We start from the raw sequence: 24788 nt of genomic DNA, 5'->3' as shown, positions 1-24788 counted from the left end.
AGATCAACACGCCCTAATAACTTCAGGTATGACAAATAACTAAACCTGATAGAAAAACTGCCACCAAAGAGCAAAAGACAAGACCTGACCCTATTGTTTTTTGTACGCAAAAAAACAGCAGTCAGTGATAGGGTTTAATCGCCAAATAAATTCTACGCAAACTACCATTTTCATGCCGGGCTAAATGACATGGTTCAGCATGCACTCCCAAGGGCCTCAAAGGGAAGATTGAGCACCTTCTGCCCATTTGGTCAGCTTTAAATCGTCCAAAATAAGCAGCACGCAAGGCACAACAATTGACGCTAGTAACGTAGCCGAGACTAAGCCAAACGCAATACTGGCAATTAACGGGATCAGAAATTGCGCTTGCGTACTGGTTTCGGTTAACAGTGGAAGCAATCCTGCAAATGTGGTTAACGAGGTGATAAATATCGCTCTAAATCGGTCACGTACCGCCTCTCGACAAGAGTCTATCAAGCGCTCGCCTTGGGCGATATTCTTCTTAATAAAATTGACCAACAGAATGTTATCGTTAACGACGATACCCGCTAAGGTAGCAAAGCCAACCAAGCTTGGAATAGTCAAATCGAACCCCATGCCCAAGTGCCCCCATACCACACCAATCCAGCCCATAGGGATTGCCAGCAGCACAGCAATCGGTTGAGTGTAGCTTTGTAACAGGAACACTAAAATAAGATAAATCCCCACCACGCCAAGAGCAAAGAAGGTCGCCAGCGAGGAGCCCGTATCTGAGCTTTCTTTATCCTGACCTTGCGAGGTGAAGGTGATGTCTGGGAATTTGTGTTGAGTTTGCGAGACAAATTCGCTATTGAACTGCAGCATGATTTCACGCGCATTGGCAACCCGCGTATCGATATTGCCTTGCACAACCACAGTGTTCATCCCATTAATGCGGTGAATTCGCGAGAAGGCTTGTTTTCTGTCAAACGTCGCAACACTTGATAATGGAACTAGGGTTCCATTGCCTGCCGTCACCATCAAGTTATTCAACTCATACAGGCTAGCTTGGTGCGTAAACTCATCCAGTCTCACACTAATATCCACCAGCTCGCCTTGTTGGAAAACCGTCAGATCAGTACTGCCTTTTACCGCGCTGCGCAGCGTTTGAGCAATGTTGGAAGCATTAACTCCCATCACGCCAGCTTCATCTTTAAGGTTAACGTGAAATTCGGTTCTGCCCTCACGCAGATCGGTGGAGAGGTTATAGACACCGTCAAATCCCTTCAACCATTTCACCAGCGAGCGGCTGACTTGATTGAGCTCTTGTAACGACTCACCCTGAACCCGAATATCAATGCCATTGCCAGCAATGCCCCGTTCTTTATCGGTAAACTTGAGTGAAACCACATCCGCCGTAGGGCCTACTTTTTGTTTCCAATCTTGGATCAGATCTTTAATGCTCTGCTGCCTAAATTGTGCTGGCAATAGATCGGCACTGACGGTTGCCATATGCGGCCCCGACTCATTAGCATCAGCATTTGAGTTGAACATGATCGTGGTGCTCGCGACCAAAGGTTTTGAGCTTGGGTATTTCTCTGCGTATTCTTGGTTGAGTTCATCAAGCGCGTTTGAAACCTTCTCCACCACCGCCTCTGTCTGGCTCAGTAAACTGCCTTGAGGGAGCAAGATACGCGCCTGCAGCACATCACTTTCCAAGGCAGGCATGGCTTTGAATTTCAGCCAACCTGACGAAATGGAAGCGGTTGAAATCATCACCACCATCACCAATATCCCTACTGAAAGATAAGGTGCATTCATCGCCTTGACACTCACTGGCACAAAGAATCTGTCTCTGATGTTTTCAAAACCGGCAATGAACTTGTCCCGTATAGGATTAGAGCGAGATTCAGTATGGCTATGTGCCAAATGAGACGGCAAGATCAAGAAAGCTTCTATCAGACTAACAAGCAAGGTAATCAATAACACGATGGGAATATAGCGTAGTACTTCGCCCATCTTGCCTGTGAGAAACATCAGCGGCCCTATCACCATGATGGTGGTAGCAAACGATGCAATCACACCTGGGAAGACTTGTTTGGTACCTTCAACTGCAGCGTCAAACGCGGGTAGCCCTTGTTGCCTCTTGGCAGCGATGTTTTCTGCAATGATCAACGAGTCGTCCATTAGCAGACCAATCGCGACAATCAGCCCGACCAGCGTCATCATATTCAGGGTATAACCGAGAAGTTGTATCGCAAAAATGGCGCCAAGGAATGAAACCGGCAGCCCCATGGTGACCCAAAAGCTAAAGCGAATATTAAAAAACGCCCACAACATCAAAAATGCCAGTGCTAATCCCTGTGCGCCATTGCTGGTGAGGATTCTCAGACGCTCAATAATATTGGTGCTGGAATCTTGGGTGATGGTTAAAGCGACGCCTTCAGGGGCTCTCGCCTGTTCTTTTTCAACCATGCTGACGATCGCATCTTTGACCGTTAAGGTATCTTGAAATTGCGTTTTGGACACCTGAAGCAAAGCGGCACGCTGACCATTGAACAGGATTTGATTTTCATCGCTAGTGAACTTCTGCTGAATAACGGCAACATCACCGAGGCGAACCTGAGTCCCCGTCTCACTGGATTTAATCACGATATTTTCGAAGTCTCTGACGTTGCTGCCTAAGTGGTCGAAGCGGACGCTGATCTCTTCCAAGTCATTACTAAATACGCCAGCAGGAGTGCTGATACTTTGCTGTTGTACTAGATTGGACAAGTCGGACACACTCAGGCCGTACTGCTGCAACTTCCACTGCGATACGCGAATTTCTATTTCTTGATCCGCAAAACCGCTCACGGTCACCTGAGCGATCAATGGGCTCTCTTTTAACTTGTGCTTAATTTGTTGGGCATAGAGATATAAGTCCCTATCTGACATATTGCCGGTAATCGCGACACTGGCCACCGTTGCCACTCGGTCCAGTTTCGACACCGTGATCTGCTCAACTCGATCCGGAAAATCACTGATGGCGTTAACCTGCTGTTGAATATCGCTGGTTAAAGTGTCAATGTCTTCATCATCGCCGATTTCCACATTGGCGATGACCAAACTCTCTCGGGCATCACAGCTTAACTCTTTAATTCCACTCAGCTTATCGAGAGAATCTTCCAACGGGTAACACACTTCTTCCATCATCTCAAAAGGTGACGCGCCCGGATAAACGATCCGAACCTCAATATTTTTGGTCGGCGTCAACGGAAAAGTGTCTTTCTGCAGTTTGGGCAAGGCAAAAGCCCCTAACAGCAGTACCGCCATCATCAGGACATTGGCGCCAGTGGTGTGCCGAGCAAAAAAAGCGATCATAATTTGCCCTCTTTCTGAATCGCGTTTAGGGCTTTAAATCCGCTCTGCGTATCCAACCAAAGGCCGATTTTCTCATCCGGTTGCGGTTGTAAAGCCATCCCCTCAACGGCGGGTGAAAGTTTACTTAGCACAACCACATCACCGAATTCCACGCCAGATTTGATCACCGCAACCTGCCCTTGGACGAAATCTATCCTGACAGGTTTGCTTTTCAGTTTACCTTCAGAGACAGTGTAAACTTTACCATCATGGATGGCGTTTATCGGTAGCAAGACTTGTTGCTCCATCATTGGTGCTTTAATCGTGACTTTAACGAAAGTCCCACGAATAAGTGGTGGCTTCTCCCCGGGAATGGCTTGCTGATAGGGCTGATTTACTTGTGCAACCAGGCTTTGGCTTTGAGTCTGAGCATCGATTTCACCGCCGGAGCGGCTGATCTCGGCAGGCCAAGTAATTACTTTATCGCCTGCTTGGAGCTCGACTGTCGCGCTCAAGTTGCTATGAACATCTTCGTCAAGCGAGTCAAAGCGATTGGAATTTCTTAGCGGACGCATTTTACCAAGCGGAAACTGCGCGCGAACCTCAACGGCATCGATGTCATCCGCTTTGAGCAGCAATTCCCCCTTGTTGACATACTCGGCGAGTCCAACCAAGGTTTCGACAATGCGAATATCAAATGGGGCTTTAATTACGGTTTGTTCGAGATCTCGGTTTGCAAGTGCTAGTTCCGTTTGCAAAACCTTTTGCTGCGCTTGATTAATTGCCAGTTGGTTTTTCTGTGTCTGGAGCTGTTGCTGGCTGCTGAGCAAGTCTTTGGTCGCGCGGTCTTTCTCTGTTTTGGAGATATGCCCGGTTTCACTCAATTTGATTGAGCGGGCATATTCTGACTGTTGTACCTCAAACTCTTTCTCTGCAATCTTGAGCGAATCGATAATGGTCTGATTCGTTAGCATTAGCACTTCAAGCTCAGCTTGCAAACGGGCAATAGTAAGTTGATAAGCGGTGGGGTCAATTCTAAGGAGTTCGCTGTCTTTGCGGATAATAGCGCCCGTTTTGTATTGCTCAGAAACCCACACAACCGCGCCGTCAAGTTCAGACTGTGCCTGCCAGTCTTGAACAGACTCGGTATGTCCATATCCGATGGCAGAAGGTTGGATATTTCGCGGCTCGACTTTCAACACCCGAACCACCTTTTTAGCAGCCGTATTACTCGCATTAGGCGGTTCAGCCTTCATCCCTGGTGCGATCACCAATAACGCGATGCCCAACAAAACAGGAGGAACAAACAGAGCCCTTTGTAACCAGCTATACCTAGTCATAGCGATTCCCTTACTATATATTAGCTTTTCCTTAAGCAAAAGGTAGCACACCAACATAAGCGGATTTGCTTCCTTGATCTCAAAATAAGTCAGGCCTCACAAATGGAGGCCTGATTGAATTGAGCTACTGATTGTTTTTGCCTTTGCCCATGGTATTTTTGGGGTTCACCATGCCTTGATGAGCATTAAACTCTTGTTGAGAGATAGCGCGATCCGCGTTGCTATCTAACGAAGCAAAACTGTGGCTTTGATTGATATTTTTCAACGTACGTCCCTCTTCTGCTCGCTGGGCAATACGTTCTGAGCGTGCTTGATTGAACTCGGCTTCGGTTATCTTGCCATCACCATCGAGATCAAACTGTGAAAATACTGGGCGTGACATATTGTTATTCATGCCTTTATTCATTCCACCAGCCATTGCTCCGAAGGCCATAACGATACCGAGTAACGCGAGTATCGTGCTTTTGATTTTCATGACGTTTTCCTTCTCTTTGTTTCACTACTTAAGAATATACTAATGTAAGTAAGATAACGTCATGTGATGTAAAGGTATGTAAAGATGGCTAAGTAGATATCGATTTATGTTCTTATCGGTTTGTAAGCGCAGCGCAACAGAAATTATGAAACTTCTGCCGCTAGTACTCTGGTAAGAGTACAGGCATAGCTATGTCCAAATGGTTTTCAAATTATCCCAAACTTTCAGCCACCGAAACCGAAACCGAAAAGCCAATGATATAAAATCCCTAGTTTCGAAAAATATGGCGATTTTTAGACATTCAGAGTGTTTTCGAACTTTTGCCCAGCAGTTTGCCTTGCAAATATCCAACAGACAAGGGATTACTTTTAGTAGGGCAAATACATGTTAACATTCTGTTAACTCTGACTGGTAATGGGGCAATAATGATTCCCAGAACATACAAAAAAGCCGCTGGATTGAACCCCAGCGGCTTATTATTTTCTAGCATCTAGCATCTAGCATCTAGCATCTAGCGCTTAGATTAGTTGTTGCTGTGCAGCTCGCTGTTTAGCTCAACCGCAGACTTGTTCGCTAGGCACTCGATTTGGCCTGTGATTGAGTTGCGACGGAACAGAAGATCAGACACGCCAGCAAGATCGCGAGCTTTAATGATTTCTACTTCATTGCCTTCTTTATCTAGCATGCGAACCTTAGTACCCGCAGTCACGTAAAGACCAGACTCAACTGTACAACGGTCACCCATAGGGAAGCCAAGACCCGCGTTTGCGCCTAGTAGGCAGTTTTCGCCGATAGAGATAACCATCGTACCGCCACCAGACAGAGTACCCATGATAGAAGCGCCGCCGCCGATGTCTGAACCGTTACCTACAACAACACCCGCAGAGATACGACCTTCAACCATGCTCACGCCAGTTGTACCAGCATTGAAGTTGATGAAACCTTCGTGCATTACTGTTGTGCCTTCGCCTACGTGTGCGCCAAGACGAACACGAGAAGTGTCAGCAATACGGATACCTGTTGGTACTACGTAGTCCACCATTTTAGGGAACTTGTCTACGCAATCTACAGACAGAGCACGACCTGCAAGGCGAGCTTCGATTTGACGTTCAGCCAGCTCAGGTAGGTCGATAGGGCCTTCGTTTGTCCATGCGATGTTGTGCAGTAGACCGAAGATGCCGTCCAGTACCGTACCGTGTGGTTGTACTAGGCGGTTAGAGATAAGTTGTAGCTTTAGGAAGCCTTCAGCAACTGATGCTGGCTTCTCGTCAGTAGCAAGAACAACAAGAACAAGTGGCTGTTCAGACGCTGCCGCTTTTTCTGCGAAAGATGCGTTAGCTGCATCATCGTTTGCTGCGAATGCTTTCGCCAGTTCTGCGCTTTGTGCAGCAGAGATTTCGATAGCTTGGTTGCCTTCAGCGTAACCTGACACTTCAGCTACAGCTGCTACAAGAGCGTCGCTTGGGTTTAGAAGCGGGTTAGGGAAGAACGCTTCAATGATTTTATTGTCGCGATTTTTGGTTGCCGTACCGAAGGCTAGTGAAAAATAAGCCATGTTGAATCTCCATGTGTTGAGTCTTGATTTTGCTATTCCAAAACAACGGCTCGAATAACAAGCGCTGCCGTTAGCAAAGTTAATTTAATTGCGTTCATCATAAAGAGAGCGCCCTCGTTATGAAAGGGCGTATCGGGATAAAGTCTGTAAAATGATATTGCTTGTCTTTTGAGAGATAGTTTTCTGCAATGAGAAAACACTGCAGATCAACACAAATTGATTGGTGCGTTAATCAACATTCTCCTGTGAATCCCCTCTTTAGATAAACAGTGCCTTATAAGCTTGCTCAATCCCTTCAATCAACATCTGCATACCGATTACCGCGAGTATCAACCCCATCATTCGAGTAATCACGTTCAGTGCGCTTGGTCCAACGGCTTTAACGAAGCGCTCGCCAAATACAAACAATACGTAGGTTAAGGCGCATAGTAGGCCAAAGGCGACGATGGTTTCGTAGATGCCTTCGGTGCTGGCAAAGTTCATCGCGGTGGCAATGGTGCCCGGTCCGGCTAATATTGGCATTGCCAGTGGCGAGACGGCGATACTGAGCGCCGCATCTTGTTGAGCGTCTGAGTTGACCTTCTCTTTTGCTTTAGAGTGTGTTGAGTCACCTTGCAGCATATGAAAGCCAATCAAGAACACGAGGATCCCGCCGGTGATACGAAGCGCGTAAAGCGTGATACCAAAGAGGTCGAAGATGAGTTTACCCGAGACAGCAAAGGTGCTGACGATGATGAAGGCGATGAACACTGAGCGGAAAGCGATAGACTTGACCGTTTCCCTATCATTATCACCTGTTAATCAAAGAAAGATCGGTGTGTTGGCGATAGGGTTCATGATGGCAAAAAAGCCCATGAACACGGTAATGGTATGAATGATGAGCTCTTTCATATTATTCCTTTGAAAATATGTAGTTAAATACGACAGCAGAATGTATTTAATCTTAGATACAAATAATTATTAGAAATAGATAGTAGAGCAAGTGTGAATAAAAAACAGCCAGCATAAGGCTGGCTGTTTGGTTTTAGTGATAGGTGTAGAGTTTTAGTCGTCCGTTATTGCTTGATTCTCAACTAACAGACTCTACATAACAGGCAGATTGTGGGACTCACTTTGTCGTTATGCGTGTTGAGATTCACTCACTGCCACAGCCAATGCAACCGTCGCTCCGACCATTGGGTTGTTGCCCATGCCGATGAAGCCCATCATCGCCACGTGAGCAGGAACTGAAGAGCTACCTGCGAACTGAGCATCAGCGTGCATTCTGCCCATGGTATCGGTCATGCCGTAAGACGCTGGGCCTGCTGCTACGTTATCTGGGTGCAATGTTCGACCTGTACCGCCACCTGAAGCAACTGAGAAGTATGGCAAACCTTGGCGAGTGCGTTCTGCTTTGTAGATACCAGCAACAGGGTGTTGGAAGCGTGTTGGGTTGGTTGAGTTACCCGTGATACTCACATCCACTTCTTCTCTGTGCATGATCGCTACACCTTCACGTACATCATCAGCGCCGTAACACAAGATCTCGCCACGAGGGCCTTGTGAGAAGCGGCGACGTTCTGTTTCAACTAGCTCACCCGTTTGGTAATCAAATTGAGTGCGAACATAAGTAAAGCCATTGATGCGAGAGATTAGGTAAGCGGCATCTTTACCTAGACCGTTCAAGATAACTTTCAATGGTGTTTTGCGTGATTTGTTCACGTTCAGTGCAATCTTGATCGCACCTTCTGCAGCAGCAAAAGACTCATGGCCTGCAAGGAAAGCAAAGCAGTGGCTCTCTTCATTGAGAAGGCGAGCAGCCAGTGCGCCATGGCCGATACCGACTTGGCGTTGCTCCGCAACACTGCCGGGTTTTGTGAATGCTTGAAGGCCTTCACCAATGATATTCGCTGCTTGTTCTGCGTTGTTCGCTTTACGGAACAGAGCCAATGCTGCACCAAGAGTGTAAGCGTCAGCTGCGCTTTCAAATGCGATAGGTTGAGTGTCCATCACTAATGCTTTTGGATCGACATTGTGTGATAAACAGTATTGGTTTGCTTGCTCTAAAGAGTCGAAGTTCATTTCTGCCAATACGCGAGTTACTGATTCATTAAATTGAGTGTTCATCATATCTTTCCTCTTTTATTGGCAAAAATTATTGTTGGCGTGGGTTAATGGTGGTCACGGCTTCGTCGAAGCGACCATAAGTCCCTGTCGCAAGGTCGGCCGCTTCATTCGCTGGCACGCCTTGGTTAATCGCCTTCATCATTTTGCCGAGGTTGAGATATTCGTAGCCAATCACTTCGCTGTGATCATCAAGTGCAAGCTTGGTTACGTAACCTTCTGCAAGCTCTAGGTAACGAACGCCTTTTGCTGCGGTTGAGTAGCTGGTGCCAACTTGGCTGCGCTGTGTTTGACCTAAGTCTTCTAGTGCTGCGCCGATCTCTAGGCCACCTTCAGAGAAAGCCGACTGAGTTCGACCGTAAACAAACTGCAGGAAGATTTCGCGCATCGCGACGTTAATCGCGTCACATACCAAGTCAGTATTCAGCGCTTCTAGAATGGTTTTTCCGGTGAGGATTTCCGCAGCCATCGCGGCAGATTGAGTCATACCTGAACAACCAATCGTTTCGATTAATGCTTCTTCGATGATGCCGTTTTTTACGTTAAGAGTCAGTTTTGCAGCACCTTGTTGTGGTGCACAAGTGCCAACACCGTGGCTTAAGCCAGAAATAGCGATGACATCTTTTGGGCTAACCATTGCGCCTTCAACTGGAATTGGAGCTGAATTGTGAAGATCACCCCTTTGAATAGGGCACATTGATTGAATTTCTGAAGAGTAGTGCATAATGTTTTCTCACTTATAGAGCCATTTAACGCCTAGGGCGTTGAGAAAACAGGACGTGTTGGAAGAGGTGCGGCTAATTCACTACAGATCTTGAGTATCGATAATCCAAAGGTGTCATGGAACTTGGTCTTAATAGACTAAGTCCATTTCAAAATGGAGGAATAGCGATACGTCCAACAGTATTACCTGTTTTCGATTCTGTAGGAGTCATTAGCACTGTTCGGAAAGAACGGGCGGTTGAAGCAAAAGCTTAGGTGGAACCCCATCACCTGATGGCTATAGATTAGATCTTCCTCACACTTTCATGCAAGCGAATGTTTAGAGCGATTTCGACTATAAACAAGCTTCATTATATTTCGATAAGTATAAAAAAACGCCAATAACGAACTCTGATTAGAGGCGTCATTGACGTTTTTTAGAAAGGTATCAGCTAGTTAAGCTGCATCTTCTTCTGCGTCTTCAACAGCTTCAAGCTTCTTAGCTTTTTTCGGAGCTGGCTTACGCTTAGCACCTAATGCGTAAAGAACTTCTTCTTTGTTCTTCGCTAGGTACATTGCAAGTTCTTCTTGCTTGCCTTCATCTTCAACTAAATCGCTTTTGCCTAACAGTTCAAAAAGCTCATCAGCCATATCCAGCATTTTGTCGTATGCGTCAGCTTCGGCTTTAGAGGTAAAAGTCATTTTCTCTTCTCCGTTGCGTTCCACCACGTACTTGACGATAACAGCCATGGTTAATCCTCTAAGTTTGATAAATTTTACTGGCTTTTTATACAGTTTCTGATGTTAAAAGTCCAGTTGGAGCCCGTACTATGCGGCCTCAATCTTGATGTGCCGCCCAGTCTTCACAATAACTCATGAAAGATTTCAGCAGTGGGCTTTGATATTTGTCTTTATGGACCAGCATCCAGAATCGGCGTTTCATATCAAGTGGCACATTAAGCGCTTTTACTCGGCCTGAATCGATCGCTCGCTGAGCAGCTAAACGAGACAAACAGGCAAAGCCAAGACCGGCAGAAACAGAGTTGATGATTGCTTCTGTGGTGTTGAGTTCAAAAGATTCATACCAATGTTCGATGCGCGGTGCGACGGCACGAAGGAAAAACTCGCGAGTCCCTGAGCCTGATTCACGTAAAATCCAATGGCTGTCTTCTAAATCGCTTAAAATCACTTTTTCTTTGGCAACGAGAGGATGTTGATTACTAACAATAATGCACATTTCATCGCTGCTAAACTGACTCGAAATGAGTTCAGGGTGTAATGTTTTTCCTTCAATTAGCGCGATATCCAGTTCATAATCCACCAACTTTTGGCAGATCAGTGCACTGTTTGAAATGAACAAGCTTTGATCCTGATGTTGAGTTCGTTCGCGAAAGCCTGACAAAATAAACGGTGCGACCTGATTACCAATCGTGTCACTCGCGCCGACCTTTAGATTGCCACTTAAAGGCTGATCATCACGGAACAAAACATCAATACCAGCAGCACGATGTAATATTTCATCCGCCAATGGAAGTAACTTATGTCCCTCTTGGTTGAGAATTAATCGGTTGTTGACCCGGTCAAATAGAGAGTGGCCGAGTTGTTTCTCCATTTCGCCTAGTGCCATGCTGACCGCAGCTTTAGACAGAAACAGAGCCTCAGAGGCAGCAGTCAATGTCGAGTGCTGAGTAATAGTGACGAACACTTTGAGCTGTTTTATTGAAATATTAGCCATCAGATTCCTAGTTTTACTCTGCTGGTGAAAATGGATTCTGTTCAGTATTGATGAACACTTGTTATATATAATTGGATATTGTTTAACGAAGCGCAAGCGTATTATGGCTTCAACAAGCTGATGAGTTCACAAGTTTAGTGAATTAGGTTTAAGAGAGGCTGACATGATTCAACGTATTAAATATAGATTAACAGGAGCTCCAACACCCATGGCAGGGTTAGCACTCGCAATTGCAAGCTTAGGCTGGTGTTGGGATGGTGTTCTAGTCGCACAAGGTATCTTACATACACCGGGTTTGGTGCAGTGGATCAGTGCTGGCATTGCGGCGGTATTACTTCTTGTTTTAGCTGTGAAATTTTTGATTCATGGTCACCTATTGCGTGAAGATCTTGCTCACCCTGTTGTCGGCAGTGTGGTACCAACATTTGCAATGGGGTGCATGGTGGTGTCAGCGTCTTTGGCGCCAATCTCTCAATTCTTACAAGAAGCTATGTGGTTGGCTTCTGTGGCTTTGCATGTTGTGTTTCTAATGAGCTTTTTGTACCACAGAGCTAAAAACTTTGAGATTCACCACATGGTGCCAAGCTGGTTTGTGCCACCGATCGGTATTATCGTCGCTGACGTCTCTTTCTCAGGTAATCCAGTTTTAGAGCCAGTAGCTAACGCGACTTTGGTATTCGGCTTATTGGTTTACGCAGTAATGCTACCAATCATGGTTTACCGTTTGATCTTCTCTCACGAAGTGCCAGATGCTGCAAAACCAACGATTGCGATTATGGCAGCACCGGCAAGCCTATCTTTGGCGGGTTACTTAACCGTTACTGCTAACCCTTCACCTGTGATCATTGGTTTACTATTTGGTATTGCAGTGTTGATGACGTTCATTATCTATATGGCGTTTTTCAAACTACTTCGTCTTCCATTTAGCCCTGGTTATGCAGCGTTTACCTTCCCAATCGTGATTGGTGCAACAGCCTTGTTCAAACTGGCTGCGTGGATGCAAGCACAAGGTATTGAAGCGCATTACATCAATCAAGTGTTTGGCCTAGCGTATCTAGAATTGATTGTGGCAACGTTTGTAGTGGGTTATGTGGCGGTTCGTTATTACATGAATTACAAACCTCACCGTGTTCTAAGCGCGGTAGGCAGTAGATTGTAAGAAGCAATAGTTCAAAAGATAAACGGAGCTTAAGTTTTCAGTATTTCATAAGCTTATATTCCTAATCCAAACTCGGCACTTATGCTAATCTGGCTTTATATTGTGGCAAGATTAGCGTGAGTGCACTTTGTTTACTGTTTACCATTCCAATAAAGTCGATACTTTAAAAATCCTTCTCGTTCATTTAATCAAAAGTGATCCTTTAGCCAACCCTTTCGAAAAAGAGCAGATCTTGGTTCAGAGCCCAGGTATGTCTCAATGGCTTAAGATGGAACTCGCCAAAGAGTTTGGTGTAGCAGCAAATATAGACTTTCCTCTTCCAGCAACCTTCATTTGGGATATGTTTACCCAAGTGCTTCCTGATGTACCTAAACGCAGTGCTTTTAACAAGGAAGCGATGACATGGAAGCTAATGAGTTTGCTACCTGCGAAGCTTGACCACCCTGATTTCTTACCCCTACAGCGCTATCTTGAAAACGACGAAGACGGCTCTAAGTTGTATCAATTAGCCGAGAAAGTTGCCGATATCTTCGATGGCTACTTGGTGTATCGACCTGAGTGGATGGCGATGTGGGAAGCGGGAGAACCCGTTGCAGAATTGATTGATAGTGAAGGGCAACAAGAGCACCCTTGGCAGCCGATTTTGTGGAAGGCACTCTACGAGCAAACGCTCTCTCAAGGCCAATCGAAATATCACCGTGGTAACTTGTATCACGACTTCATTGAAGCGTTAGCTAATCAACAAGGCCAGTTACAACACCTGCCGAAACGTCTGTTTGTGTTTGGTATTTCGTCACTGCCTCCTCGTTATATGGACGCATTGAAAGCGCTTGGCGAGCAGATTGATGTCCACCTGATGTTTACCAACCCTTGCCAACATTACTGGGGCGATATTCGTGACCGTAAATACTTGGCGAGAGTGGAAGCGCAGCGTCGTAAGCAGTTTGCTTTGGTTGATGGTTTACCTCAGCTAGAAGGCGAAGTCTCACCATTAAAAGATGGCATTGAAGCCAATATTGAAGACGAACTGCATACCAGCCAAGCGGTCGGTAATAGCTTACTGGCGTCTATGGGTAAACTGGGCAGAGATAACCTGTTCTTACTGTCTCAATCAGACAGCGAAGAGCATGAGTTCTTTATTGATGTCGAGAGAGACAGCCTGCTGCATCAACTGCAAGCCGATATTCTTGAGTTAGAAGAGCACCAAGACGATCACATCTTAGACTCCAGCAACCACAAACAAGTGGTTGAGCTGGGCGATCGTTCGTTGACGGTACACGCTTGTCACAGCCCAATGCGCGAGGTGGAGGTTCTCCATGACCAGTTGTTAGCGATGTTTGATGCTGATCCAAGCTTAAAACCACGCGATATCATTGTGATGGTGGCAGACATCAATGCTTACAGCCCTGCTATTCAGGCGGTATTTGGTAATGCTCCGGGTGAGCGTTATATCCCTTACTCGATCTCTGATAGAACTGCAGACCAAGAGAGCCCAATTCTGACCGCGTTCATGCAGTTGGTCGCGTTACCGAACACGCGTTGTCTAGCTTCTGAACTTCTAGAGCTATTAGAAATCCCAGCGATGATGGTACGCTTCGGTATTGATGAATTTCAATTTGAACAAGCTAAGCAGTGGGTTGAAGAAGCGGGTATCCGCTGGGGCGTCGATTCTTCTACGGCAACAGAGTTTGATTTGCCTGCCACCGAGCAAAATACTTGGCTATTTGGTATCCAGCGTATGTTACTGGGTTATGCGATGTCGGATTCCGCAGGTTTGTTTGAAACTGGACACTCTCCAATTGCAGCTTATAACGAAGTTCAGGGCATTAACGCCGAACTTGCTGGTAAGTTAGCGCACTTTATTGATCGTATTGCCCATTACCGTCAACGCCTTGCTGAGACGCAATCCATTGATATGTGGCGTGAAACCTTGCTGCAAATGATTGATGATTTCTTCGCCGTTGAGCTAGAAGGCGAGGTGGTGCTTAAGTCGATTCGTGATGCACTTTCTCAACTGAATGAACAGCTTGATGATGCCTTGTACGAACAAGAACTATCGCTAAGCATTATCTATCAGTACTTAAACAATAAACTGTCGGGTGCGCGTATCAGTCAGCGTTTCTTAGCGGGGCAAGTGAACTTTTGTACCCTGATGCCGATGCGTTCTATCCCGTTCAAAACTGTTTGTCTATTAGGCATGAATGACGGTGTTTACCCACGCTCAATGCCGCCGGAAGGTTTTGATTTGATGAACGGACGCACTCGTCCGGGAGATCGTTCTCGTCGTGATGATGACCGTTACCTATTCTTAGAAGCGATGTTGTCGGCGCAAGAGTGTTTATACATCAGTTATGTCGGCCGCTCGATTCAAGATAATACTGAGCGAGTACCGTCGGTATTGGTTTCTGAGTTGATTGAGTACTGCCACCAGAACTACTGCCTAAGTGCAGATCAAGCGTTACCAAGTGATGATTCTGGTATCAAACTGACTCAAGCAATCAGCTTTGAACACACCATGACACCATTTAGCCCAGCAGCCTTTACGCAAGGTGATGCAGGTCATGTATTGAGCTACGCCAAAGAATGGCTTCCTGCGGCAAATCGTTCTGGTGAGCGCAGTGGTGAATTCAATCGTGCATTGGATGACTATTTGTTGGGGGCAACGTACCCGTTGGAATTGGACCTGGTTGAGTTACAGCGTTTTTGGCGTTTGCCAGTGCAGTACTTCTTTAATCGCCGTCTCAAAGTGGTGTTTGAACCGCCACTTCCTGTAATGGAAGACGATGAGCCATTCGTACTCAATGGCCTAGAGAGCTTCCAGCTTAAAGATGCGCTGCTGCAAGTGTTGCTGGACCACCCAGAAGGTGCAGACGAAGCGGTGCGACTGTTTGTCTCTGAGCAAAAAGCCCAAGGTCGATTACCGGTCGGCGCCTTTGGTGACATCGAATTTGAAACCAATCGTGTTCAAGCGGAAGACTTAGCCAAAGAGATTAGATTTGTGAGCGGATCACCGCAGCAAGATCTCGAAGTGAATATCGAGTTTGACGTGTTAGGCGAAGGTAAGCCTGTTCGCTTGATGGGGTGGTTAACTCAAAACTATCAATCAGGTCTAGTGCGTTTCCGTAGCGGCAAAATACGCTCTCAAGATTACTTGGCTGCGTGGATTGATCATCTATCCTGCGCTGTTATGGGACACGGAAAAACGACCCATATTATTGGCTATGACAGAAAAGAGGGCGTGGTTCACCAAACGCTACAACCTATCGGCGATGCGCAGCAAGCGAAGAGTATATTAGCTGAGTTAGTACGACTGTTTTATCAAGGTATGACTGCACCATTGCCATACTTCCCGAAAACGGCATTAGCTGGTGTTGAAGCGGGCTTTAGCCGTGGTAAGTGGGTCGATGATGAAGAAAAGTCACTCAAGAAAATGGCCGATACCTTTAATGACAGCTTCGCCTTCACGGGCGAGGGTAGAGATACCTACATCTCACGAATCTGGTCTAAATGGGACGATGAATTGGCTACTGAGTCGCGTATGTATTCAACGCTTGTGCTACAGGCGGCAAGGTTGGCTACTGCCGATCTGGAAGATCAGGAGTAGGTGGCTGTGATCGACAAGATCAATAGCGAGTGCGCTGAATTAATGAAAGACAAAAGAGAGTCGCTGGTAAGCGTTTGGTACGCTTGCTTTCAAGATGAAGGGAATCAAGGTGAATAGAAGCAAGGTACAGGAAATAAAGTGGCCGCCAGTAAATCATTATTAGTGTAGGGCGTTCGCTGTACGGCCACAGGTCAGAGGGACCATTATTCTGTGGTTCAAAGTAACGCCGTAAAGTACAAAACTCGTACGCGCATAGTAGCGAGGCGATCCGAATTGATCCGTGAGAGAGATCGCACTAACTATTAACAAATCAGCGTAGGACGTAAATTGAATGACGTTTTCCACGCTAGGTCACATTTGTAACAACATATTTATCAGAAGGCAGTAAGGCATGACGACCACAAGCAGTGTTCAGGTAATTGCTCCACAGACACTCAATACCATGACGTTTCCACTTCATGGCGCGCGTTTAATTGAAGCATCAGCGGGTACAGGTAAAACATTTACCATCGCTGGCTTGTACTTACGCCTACTGCTCGGGCATGGCACGGCAGCACCAACAGGAGAGCTTACAGAAGCTACCCGACATCATGAGCCGCTAACCGTAGATCAAATTCTGGTGGTGACTTTTACCGAAGCGGCAACCGCAGAGCTGCGAGATCGTATCCGTGCACGAATCCATGATGCACGCATTGCGTTTGCTCGCGGGCAAAGTGATGACCCAGTGATTGCGCCTCTGTTGCAAGAGATCGAAGACCACGCAGGCGCTGCGAAAACACTGCTCAATGCCGAAAGGCAAATGGATGAAGCGGCGGTCTACACCATTCACGGCTTCTGTCAGCGTATGTTGACTCAAAATGCCTTCGAGTCTGGAAGCCGCTTTGATAATGAATTTGTGACCGATGAAAGCCACCTAAAAGCGCAAGTGGTTGCTGACTACTGGCGTAAGCAGTTTTACCCGCTGCCGACTCAACTGGCTGGTGAGGTTCGTAATATCTGGGGTTCACCGGCTGCGTTATTAGCAGACGTAAATCGTTATCTGACAGGATCTCCGCTGAAATTGACGGTAGATGCGATGTCGGGCGACTTGCAAACTCTGCACAACCAAAACCTAGATAAAGTGAAGCAACTTAAAGCGCTGTGGTGTGAATCCGAAGCGGACTTTTTGGCTTTGATCTCTGCTTCGGATGTGAACAAACGTAGCTACACCAAGAAGTCTCTGCCGACATGGTTAGAAGCTGTGACAGCATGGGCGCAGAGCGACACTCATGATTATCAATATCCAGATAAGTTAGAGAAGTTCTCGCAAGCCACTCTCATTGAAAAAACACCGAAAGGCACTGCACCTCAGCATGCAGTTTTCGGAGCGATTGAGGATTTCTTAAATCACCCAGCTGATTTGAAAGCTCCGTTATTGGCGCATGCGATTACTCATTGTCGAACTATGCTCGCCAAGGCGAAACAGCAAAAGCAGTGGTTGTCGTTTGATGACCTACTGACCCAGTTATCTGCGTCGATCGATGTCGATGAGCAGTCACTGCTGGTGGAAAGGATTCGCACGCTCTACCCGGTGGCGATGATCGATGAATTTCAGGATACCGACCCACTGCAATACAGTATTTTTAGCCGAATCTATCTTGATAATCCGCAGTGCGGCTTGTTTATGATCGGTGACCCAAAGCAGGCGATTTATGGCTTCCGTGGCGCAGATATCTTTACCTATATCAAGGCGAGAAACCAAGTTAGTGCTCACTACACCTTAGGCACTAACTGGCGCTCAAGTGCCGATATGGTCAGTGCAGTAAACCAAGTGTTTATGAATTCGGACAGCCCGTTTATCTACGATCAAGACATTCCATTTTTGCCCGTTGCTGCCAGTCCATCGGCCGACAAACGCCAATGGGTGATGAACGGAGAAACTCAGCACGCACTGACCTTTTGGTTACAAGAAGCAGAAGATAAGCCACTACCTAAAGGCGAATATCACAAGGCAATGGCAGAAGCGACAGCGAGTCAAATTCAAACTATTCTGACCGCTTCTCAAAATCAACAAGCCTATTTTGATAACGGCAAAAAACAACATGCCGTGAATGCGGGTGATATTGCTGTTTTGGTTCGAACCGGTAGTGAAGGTCGTCTGATTAAGAACGCGTTGTCGGAACAAGGCATTGCGAGCGTGTATTTATCCAACCGAGACAGTGTGTTCACCAGCTTGGTCGCACAAGATATTCAACGTTTGTTGCAGGCGGTGCTGACACCTGAAAATGACCGAGCATTACGCGCCAGTTTAGCGTCGGAGTTGTTTGCTCTGGATGCCGCATCATTGGATGAACTCAACAACGATGAAGTGGTGTGGGAAAACGTCGTTAACGAGTTTAGAGAATATCGTAAGTTGTGGCTTCAGCGCGGCGTGTTGCCAATGCTTCGCAGCGTGATCAGTAAACGACATCTCGCGGAACGCTTACTGGAAGAAGAAAATGGTGAGCGCTCACTCACTGATTTAATGCACATTGGCGAATTGTTGCAACAAGCAAGACAAGAACTCGACAGTGACTATGGCTTGTTGCGTTGGCTAGCAGAAGCGATTTCCGATGCACAAAATGGTTTAGGTGGCAGTGACGACGACATTCAACGCCTTGAATCAGAAAGAAACTTGGTTCAAATCGTTACCATTCATAAATCGAAAGGCTTGGAATATGACCTTGTATTCCTCCCATTTGTCGCGAGTTACCGAGAAGCGAGCGAAGGCAAGTTCTACGACCATGACTCAGATACCACGGTACTTGATATTACGGGTAGCGATAGTGCCTTAGCGCAAGCCGACAAAGAGCGATTGGCGGAAGACTTACGTTTGATTTACGTGGCGCTGACTCGTGCTGTTTATGGATGTTTTATTGGCATGGCACCGCTACGTAAAGGGCGTTCAACCAAAGAGCCGACCGGCGTGCACTTGAGTGCCATGGGCTATTTGGTTCAAAACGGACAAGAGCAAGGCATCGCCGAGTTGCATCAAGCTCTATCGGCTATTGAGGGTAAGAATTCCAGTGTGCTGTTAGCCGAAACACCTACCGCTCACGAACAAATTTTTGTGCAAACAGAGCAAGTGAGTGACGACTTACAGGCCAGTGAACTTAAGGCTTCAATTGACCGAGCTTGGCGTATCACCAGTTACTCGGGGCTTGTCAAACAGGGCAGTCACGGTGCGAGTCATGACGCGACCATTGAGGTGTCTGGTTTTGATATTGACTCGGCTGATGAGCAGGATGAGTCTGAGTTGATTGAGCCTGAACGCTCTATCTTTACGTTCCCTCGTGGTGCTCGCCCAGGTACTTTCTTACACACCTTGTTTGAGGAGGTTGAATTTACCGAGCCAGCAACCAGTGAACATAACACGCAAGTAATCACTCACTTATTAGAATCAGAGCAATATGAATTAGAGTGGCTACCTGTGCTTCAGCAACTGGTCGATACAGTGCTGAACACCGCATTAGACGGCAAGAACTTAAAGCTAAGCGAGAAAGACTCGACGCAACGTTTAGTTGAGATGGAATTCTTACTGCCGATCGAAGTATTGGCTGCATCTGAACTGAATCAAACCATTCAATATCACGATCCATTGTCAGCCAAAGCGGGCGATCTAGGTTTCCAAACCGTGCAAGGTATGTTGAAAGGCTTCATCGATTTGGTGTTTGAGCACCAAGGTAAATACTATGTACTCGACTGGAAATCGAATCACTTAGGAGATGATGTTGCTGTCTACCATGGCGAGGCATTGAAATCGGCGATGGCCGACCATCGCTATGATTTGCAATATCAAATCTATGCATTGGCGTTGCACCGTTTCTTACGCAGCCGCGTTGCCAATTACAGCTACGAACAACATTTTGGTGGCGTGTACTACTTGTTCTTACGAGGAATGGACGGCCAATCTCAGCAAGGTATTTTCTCGGCGAAACCAACACTGGCTTTACTTGATGAAATGGATCAATTGATTGACGGTAAAGTGATAGACAGACGTTCGGCACAATTGAATGACGATGAAACTGGACAGATGGGGCTTTTATAATGACAACAACGACCACTAATACCGGCATAGATACTGCGAACACAGCAAAGCCAGTTTCACTTATTCCTGAGCAACTGATGGATGTACTCCAGTTTCTTGCGGATAAGGGTTCTATTCGTCAGTTGGATTATCAATTTGCCCGTTTTCTTGCTCAGCAAGCCACGAGCTACCCTCAAGAGATCGGCTTTCTCGCGGGGGTAGTGAGCCATGAATTAGGCAAAGGACACATTTGTACTCAGCTTATACAGCAGCATACGACAGGCCCTGAACTAGCGGCAGATCTTGCTCAGTTACTTGGGTTATACGGTGAAACTGCACTGCAATTGAACCAAAAACTGTTGGGTATTGATTGGGTGGCTGTGCTTCAATCATCAAACTTAGTGGGAACGACCAACGATTGTGTTAAGCCTCTAATGTTCGATGGGCAGCGTGTCTATTTACAGCGTTATTGGAACTACGAAGTTGTGTTGGCTGAGACCTTAAACCGTTTAAGTAAGCCGGTAGAGTTCAATACTGAGCAGAAAAAAGCGCTGACTGAAACGCTCAATCTGCTTTTTGCACGTAGCTATCATTTTCTGTTTAACGCCTTAGCCAAGGCTGAAGCAAGCCAACAAACGTCTCAGGTATTACGTCAACAATTGGTGTGTGACCATCTTGATATTGTGAATGAGCAGGCTTTAGATTGGGGATCAATCGACCAAGCGATTGTACAAGCTAAGCAGGTAACGGACTTAGATGTGTTGGACGACTTGGTGCCGTTATCGGCATGTTTGAACTGGCAAAAAGTGGCAGCCGCGGTGGCGCTGAGTCGTCGCTTTGCGGTGATTTCCGGTGGGCCGGGTACCGGTAAAACGACCACAGTAACCAAATTACTGTCGGCGATGATCGAGCAATCGCTCAGCCAAGGTAAAACGCCAACGATTAAGCTAGTGGCACCAACGGGTAAAGCGGCGGCGCGTTTAACCGAGTCGATTGGTAAAGCGATTGAGCAGCTGCCATTAGCGCCTGAAGTGAAGGCCAACATACCAACTGAATCGAGCACGTTACATCGATTACTCGGCGCGATTCCTAACCGTGCTGAGTTTAGACATAACCGACGCAATCCACTCCACCTTGATATCTTGGTAGTGGATGAAGCTTCAATGGTTGATCTGTCGATGATGTATAAGCTGGTGGATGCACTTCCTGAGCACGCAAGGCTCATCTTATTGGGTGATAAAGACCAACTCGCTTCAGTAGAGGCAGGTGCTGTGCTCGGTGATATCTGTTCATTCAACTCTGCAGGGTACAGCACAGCGCAAGGCAATTTGATTGCAGAGATGACAGGTTTTGATGCGATAGCTAAACCAAGACAAGACAAAGCTGGAGCGGTGAATCCGCCTGCGATTGCGGATAGCTTGTGTATGCTGCAGAAGAGTTATCGTTTCGATGCGCGCTCCGGTATCGGTCAGCTGGCAAAAGCAATCAATAATGGTTCTGCGAATCAAGTAGACCAAGTGTTTGCCAAAGATTTTGGCGATATCGAAAACCACCCTCTGTCGAGTGACAGCTATAACCTGATGCTGCGTACTTTGGTTAACGAGTATGGTGCGTACCTCAATAGAATGAATGTGCCGTTGGAAGAGTTAGAAACTCAAGAAGCGAGAGCGAAATCGGTACTCGATTTGTTCAGCCAATGCCGACTGTTGTGTTCCATTCGTGAAGGGGATTTTGGTGTTAAAGGCCTCAACCACAGAATTGAAAGAGCACTGGCCGCAAGGCGTTTGGTGAGCCCTCATAATGATGAGCTGTGGTATCACGGACGTCCTGTTATGGTGACGCGAAATGATCATGGCTTGGGTTTGTACAATGGTGATATTGGTATCTGTATGCTTGAGGCGGGTTCTAGTCAACCTGACTTAACCCCTCGTTTGAAGGTCTATTTTGAGTTGCCCGATGGCAGCGTAAAAGCTGTGCTACCAAGCCGAGTGCCCGATCATGAAACGGCTTATGCAATGACAATACACAAATCTCAGGGTAGTGAATTTGATCTGACCTTAATGATCTTGCCGCCAGATTTCAGCCCTATTTTAACGCGGGAGCTTATCTATACAGGTATTACACGCGCGAAGAAACGACTGATGATGTTCAGCGATACAAATGTGTTGAAGCGTGGGATTAAGGTGAAAACAGAGCGAGTGAGTGGTTTAGGCAGTCGCTTAACGAATTAGTCGTTATGGACGGCTAGAGAAGGTTTTGAACTTAGGGCTAGATAAACACAAAGCAACCATCCTTGGTTGCTTTGAGCGTTATTAGGAATCAGAGCCTAAAAACGCTCGAGTAAACGATATGTGGTTTATCTTGTACTTTGCTTGGCAATTCAAAATAAACTCTTTTAGATTCTCGCTAACAGGGAACACGCAGTGTACGTCTAGCCCTTCTAAGAATTGGTTATCAGCCATATCCCAAAAACTTTGCAGCGAGTTACAAACAATGGTTCTCATATCAATATTGCTCTTTTTGCTGTTTATATTAACGAGCAGAGCTAATGTTAGCGTGCTGGCCGTCAACGGGTATAGCAATCCGTGCAGTGACCACCTCAATGAGTTCGACATGACTATCGAGATGGCAATTCCAATAAAAACATTTGTTAAGATTATTAAAGCGTCTAAATTCTATACAATTATACGTGTGAGTGAAAGTGCATAGTTAATAAATCTCATATAGAAAACGATTACATTTGCAATTATTTTTCCTTTGAAGTGAGATTTTAGTCCAAAACTTTATTTACACATTTAACGCTAAGATTTTTGAGTTACGTTGATAGTTGTACAGCCCCTGTTTTTCCATCGGTAGCTCATCAACTCCGATCTCGTAAAACCCTTGTTCACGGAACCAATGCAGGCTATGTGTGGTTAAAACGAAAATTTGGTCGATATCACGAGACTTCGATTGATGACGCATGTAGTCCAGTAATATTTGCCCGCGGTTGCCATCACGATAATCAGGATGAATCGCCACACACGCCATCTCTGCCATGTGATCTTCCGGATACGCATATAGTGCAGCGCAACCAATAATCAGTCCGTCTTTTTCGATAATCGTAAAGCGGTGAATCTCTTGTTCCAATTGTTCTCTTGAGCGACGAACGAGAATGCCTTGTTCTTCCAAAGGACGAATAAGGTCAAATATGCCACCAATATCGTCAATCTGAGCTTGTCTTACTTGCTCGGCACTAGCCATGACCACTTGGGTTCCAATACCGTCAAAAGAGAACAACTCTTGGATTAATGCGCCATCTACCTTGTAGCTGATTAGATGACAACGAGGCACACCAGCTCGACAAGCGGAGATCGCTCCTTTCAAGAAGCGCAGTGTTCCTGTGCTCATGTCTTCGGCAGGATTTTGAGATTCCGTTAATCGTTCCAGAATTTGCTTGGCATCTTTAGGGAAGAGTTCGGCGAGCACGTTACCGCGTTCATCTGTTACCCCTTGTTCGGAGCAGAAGCCAATCAGCTTGTCGGCCTTTAGACGAATAGCAACTTGGGTAGCGACCTCTTCAGAAAGTAGGTTAAAGCTTTCGCCTGTCACGGAGCTGGCAATAGGGCCAAGCAGTACAATTGAACCTTGGTCAAGCGTGCGATTGATCCCTTCGATATCGATTCGACGAATACGCCCGCTGTGGCAATAATCCGTACCGTCATCCACGCCAAGCGGTTGAGCCGTAATGAAGTTGCCACTCATAACATTGAGTTGAGTGCCTGCCATCGGCGTGTTGTTTAAGCTCATTGAGAGGCGTGCGGTGATGGCAAGTTGAAGCTGTCCAGCAGCCTGCATAGCGACGCCCAAAGAATATTCATCAGTGACCCTAATATTCTTGTGATAAGGCGTATGGCAATCTTGCTTGGCAAGCAATTGGTTGATCTGCGGTCTTGCCCCGTGAACGAGAACAATCTTTACTCCAAGGCTGTGGAGCAAGGCTATATCACTAATAATGTTACCAAAGTTCCTGTCGGCAACGGCTTCGCCTCCCAGCATAATGACCATGGTTTTGCCACGGTGAGCATTTACGTAAGGGGTTGATTGTCTGAAACCTTTTACTAGCGCTGTACTTCTTAATTTCACAGAACAAGTCCATTTTGTTTATTTATTCGATAATTTAGCATTTAAATTCAAATGTAAACAACACCTTTTTGGAATAAAGCGCAAACTATTCTTATCTAGGCTTCAATATATAAACTGTCTCAGTGTAGAATGCGCATAGCATCCTTATGAGTAGTCACCGAATGCAACAAGCTCCAGCAACAAAGAACAAAATCGATGAGATAACCAAAGGTCTCTACAGCGAAGCTGATCAGCGCAATCAATCTAAGTTGAAGCGTAAGATCATTGAACGTTGTTTAATGGTTCTAGCCTTAGTGGGTTCGTTTGCGGTGGTTTCTTTGTTCGGCGATGTGCTTTCCCGAGTGCAAAATGCGGCGACGCCCGACAATCTGATATACGGCACTTGGATAGAGCAAGATGTTGCACATTATGCGACCGATGAGTTTGTTCTGAATGCTAATGGTGTGTCAGTTCGTGGGTCTGTTGTTTCGACGAGCTTTGACTTTGATGGAAACTACTTTGAATACAAGGCGGGTGATAAAACCTATCGCTTCCGCATGACCAATTCTGACAATACAGAAATGGTGCTCGATTCTGACAGTCACTACAATCCCATCTTCCGCCTTAAGGGCCATATCGATAACTCCGTCCGATAGGTTATCTTCT

General features: G+C 46.2%; 15 protein-coding genes, 1 pseudogene and 1 riboswitch. Of the genes and pseudogenes, 5 read left to right on the top strand and 11 right to left on the bottom strand.

Annotation, left to right across the window (positions count from 1 at the left end):
• Positions 1-216: 216 nt before the first annotated feature.
• The 9 genes and pseudogenes from AB4274_RS07060 to AB4274_RS07020 form a co-directional block, all read right to left on the bottom strand.
• Positions 217-3321 carry an efflux RND transporter permease subunit gene (locus AB4274_RS07060; RefSeq protein WP_372111455.1) on the bottom strand — a complete coding sequence of 1035 codons (3105 nt, stop codon included), beginning with the start codon at positions 3319-3321 and terminating at the stop codon, positions 217-219.
• Positions 3318-4640 (bottom strand): efflux RND transporter periplasmic adaptor subunit, encoded by a 1323-nt coding sequence (locus tag AB4274_RS07055; RefSeq protein WP_032545691.1) that lies wholly within the window; start codon positions 4638-4640, stop codon positions 3318-3320. The genes AB4274_RS07060 and AB4274_RS07055 overlap by 4 nt, the downstream gene beginning before the upstream one ends.
• A 124-nt stretch (positions 4641-4764) precedes the next feature.
• Entirely contained in the window at positions 4765-5115 is a 351-nt protein-coding gene (locus AB4274_RS07050) for an EF-hand domain-containing protein (protein ID WP_372111452.1), read from the bottom strand.
• A 523-nt stretch (positions 5116-5638) separates the two neighbouring features.
• On the bottom strand, positions 5639-6670 hold the full coding sequence (gene dapD / locus AB4274_RS07045) for a 2,3,4,5-tetrahydropyridine-2,6-dicarboxylate N-succinyltransferase (RefSeq protein ID WP_017059885.1): 1032 nt from the start codon (positions 6668-6670) through the stop codon (positions 5639-5641).
• A gap of 258 nt (positions 6671-6928) precedes the next feature.
• Positions 6929-7561: pseudogene (locus AB4274_RS07040) on the bottom strand (MarC family protein).
• Positions 7562-7789: 228 nt separating this feature from the next.
• The gene (locus AB4274_RS07035; protein ID WP_065584394.1) at positions 7790-8779 is read right to left on the bottom strand and encodes a GGGtGRT protein; all 990 of its coding nucleotides are present in this window, start codon (positions 8777-8779) and stop codon (positions 7790-7792) included.
• 25 nt (positions 8780-8804) lie between these two features.
• The gene (locus AB4274_RS07030) at positions 8805-9497 is read right to left on the bottom strand and encodes an iron-sulfur cluster assembly scaffold protein (protein ID WP_017071044.1); all 693 of its coding nucleotides are present in this window, start codon (positions 9495-9497) and stop codon (positions 8805-8807) included.
• A 194-nt stretch (positions 9498-9691) separates the two neighbouring features.
• A riboswitch (Fluoride riboswitch) is annotated at positions 9692-9776 on the bottom strand.
• A gap of 155 nt (positions 9777-9931) precedes the next feature.
• A complete protein-coding gene (locus tag AB4274_RS07025; protein WP_008223840.1) occupies positions 9932-10225 on the bottom strand; it encodes a YebG family protein in 294 nt (97 codons plus the stop codon).
• 88 nt (positions 10226-10313) lie between these two features.
• On the bottom strand, positions 10314-11210 hold the full coding sequence (locus tag AB4274_RS07020; protein ID WP_017059889.1) for a LysR family transcriptional regulator: 897 nt from the start codon (positions 11208-11210) through the stop codon (positions 10314-10316).
• Positions 11211-11418: 208 nt separating this feature from the next.
• On the opposite strand from AB4274_RS07020, the gene AB4274_RS07015 reads away from it, so the two are divergent.
• The 4 genes from AB4274_RS07015 to recD all read left to right on the top strand — a co-directional run bounded on the left by AB4274_RS07015 (position 11419) and on the right by recD (position 22249).
• Positions 11419-12369, top strand: coding sequence for a TDT family transporter (locus AB4274_RS07015; RefSeq protein WP_137001990.1), 951 nt, complete (start codon positions 11419-11421; stop codon positions 12367-12369).
• Between the two features lie 127 nt (positions 12370-12496).
• Positions 12497-15973, top strand: coding sequence for an exodeoxyribonuclease V subunit gamma (recC, locus tag AB4274_RS07010; RefSeq protein WP_372111449.1), 3477 nt, complete (start codon positions 12497-12499; stop codon positions 15971-15973).
• 391 nt (positions 15974-16364) lie between these two features.
• Positions 16365-20039 carry an exodeoxyribonuclease V subunit beta gene (gene recB / locus AB4274_RS07005; RefSeq protein WP_372111448.1) on the top strand — a complete coding sequence of 1225 codons (3675 nt, stop codon included), beginning with the start codon at positions 16365-16367 and terminating at the stop codon, positions 20037-20039.
• On the top strand, positions 20039-22249 hold the full coding sequence (gene recD, locus AB4274_RS07000; protein WP_372111445.1) for an exodeoxyribonuclease V subunit alpha: 2211 nt from the start codon (positions 20039-20041) through the stop codon (positions 22247-22249). The genes recB and recD overlap by 1 nt, the downstream gene beginning before the upstream one ends.
• An 81-nt stretch (positions 22250-22330) precedes the next feature.
• Here the strand turns inward: recD and AB4274_RS06995 are convergent, their stop codons facing one another.
• Positions 22331-22522: a hypothetical protein gene (locus AB4274_RS06995; protein WP_046224581.1), complete on the bottom strand. Its 192-nt coding sequence runs from the start codon at positions 22520-22522 to the stop codon at positions 22331-22333.
• Between the two features lie 283 nt (positions 22523-22805).
• Positions 22806-24143 carry an amino-acid N-acetyltransferase gene (gene argA / locus AB4274_RS06990; protein WP_017064194.1) on the bottom strand — a complete coding sequence of 446 codons (1338 nt, stop codon included), beginning with the start codon at positions 24141-24143 and terminating at the stop codon, positions 22806-22808.
• Between the two features lie 161 nt (positions 24144-24304).
• Here argA and AB4274_RS06985 point away from each other — a divergent pair, with 161 nt between their 5' ends.
• A complete protein-coding gene (locus AB4274_RS06985) occupies positions 24305-24778 on the top strand; it encodes a DUF2850 domain-containing protein (protein ID WP_017064193.1) in 474 nt (157 codons plus the stop codon).
• Positions 24779-24788: the final 10 nt, after the last annotated feature.

This window comes from Vibrio sp. 10N.261.55.A10, assembly GCF_041470825.1.
Lineage (GTDB): Bacteria > Pseudomonadota > Gammaproteobacteria > Enterobacterales > Vibrionaceae > Vibrio > Vibrio crassostreae_C.
This window is presented reverse-complemented; position numbering and strand designations above follow the sequence as displayed.

Bases quoted from the DNA above. Each gene is read 5' to 3' on its own strand.
- AB4274_RS06985 (WP_017064193.1), top strand. From the start codon at position 24,305: ATGCAACAAGCTCCAGCAACAAAGAACAAAATCGATGAGATAACCAAA.
- recD (WP_372111445.1), top strand. From the start codon at position 20,039: ATGACAACAACGACCACTAATACCGGCATAGATACTGCGAACACAGCA.
- AB4274_RS07035 (WP_065584394.1), bottom strand. From the start codon at position 8,779: ATGATGAACACTCAATTTAATGAATCAGTAACTCGCGTATTGGCAGAA.
- AB4274_RS07030 (WP_017071044.1), bottom strand. From the start codon at position 9,497: ATGCACTACTCTTCAGAAATTCAATCAATGTGCCCTATTCAAAGGGGT.
- AB4274_RS06995 (WP_046224581.1), bottom strand. From the start codon at position 22,522: ATGAGAACCATTGTTTGTAACTCGCTGCAAAGTTTTTGGGATATGGCT.
- AB4274_RS07050 (WP_372111452.1), bottom strand. From the start codon at position 5,115: ATGAAAATCAAAAGCACGATACTCGCGTTACTCGGTATCGTTATGGCC.
- AB4274_RS07060 (WP_372111455.1), bottom strand. From the start codon at position 3,321: ATGATCGCTTTTTTTGCTCGGCACACCACTGGCGCCAATGTCCTGATG.
- recB (WP_372111448.1), top strand. From the start codon at position 16,365: ATGACGACCACAAGCAGTGTTCAGGTAATTGCTCCACAGACACTCAAT.
- AB4274_RS07055 (WP_032545691.1), bottom strand. From the start codon at position 4,640: ATGACTAGGTATAGCTGGTTACAAAGGGCTCTGTTTGTTCCTCCTGTT.
- AB4274_RS07025 (WP_008223840.1), bottom strand. From the start codon at position 10,225: ATGGCTGTTATCGTCAAGTACGTGGTGGAACGCAACGGAGAAGAGAAA.
- dapD (WP_017059885.1), bottom strand. From the start codon at position 6,670: ATGGCTTATTTTTCACTAGCCTTCGGTACGGCAACCAAAAATCGCGAC.
- AB4274_RS07020 (WP_017059889.1), bottom strand. From the start codon at position 11,210: ATGGCTAATATTTCAATAAAACAGCTCAAAGTGTTCGTCACTATTACT.
- AB4274_RS07015 (WP_137001990.1), top strand. From the start codon at position 11,419: ATGGCAGGGTTAGCACTCGCAATTGCAAGCTTAGGCTGGTGTTGGGAT.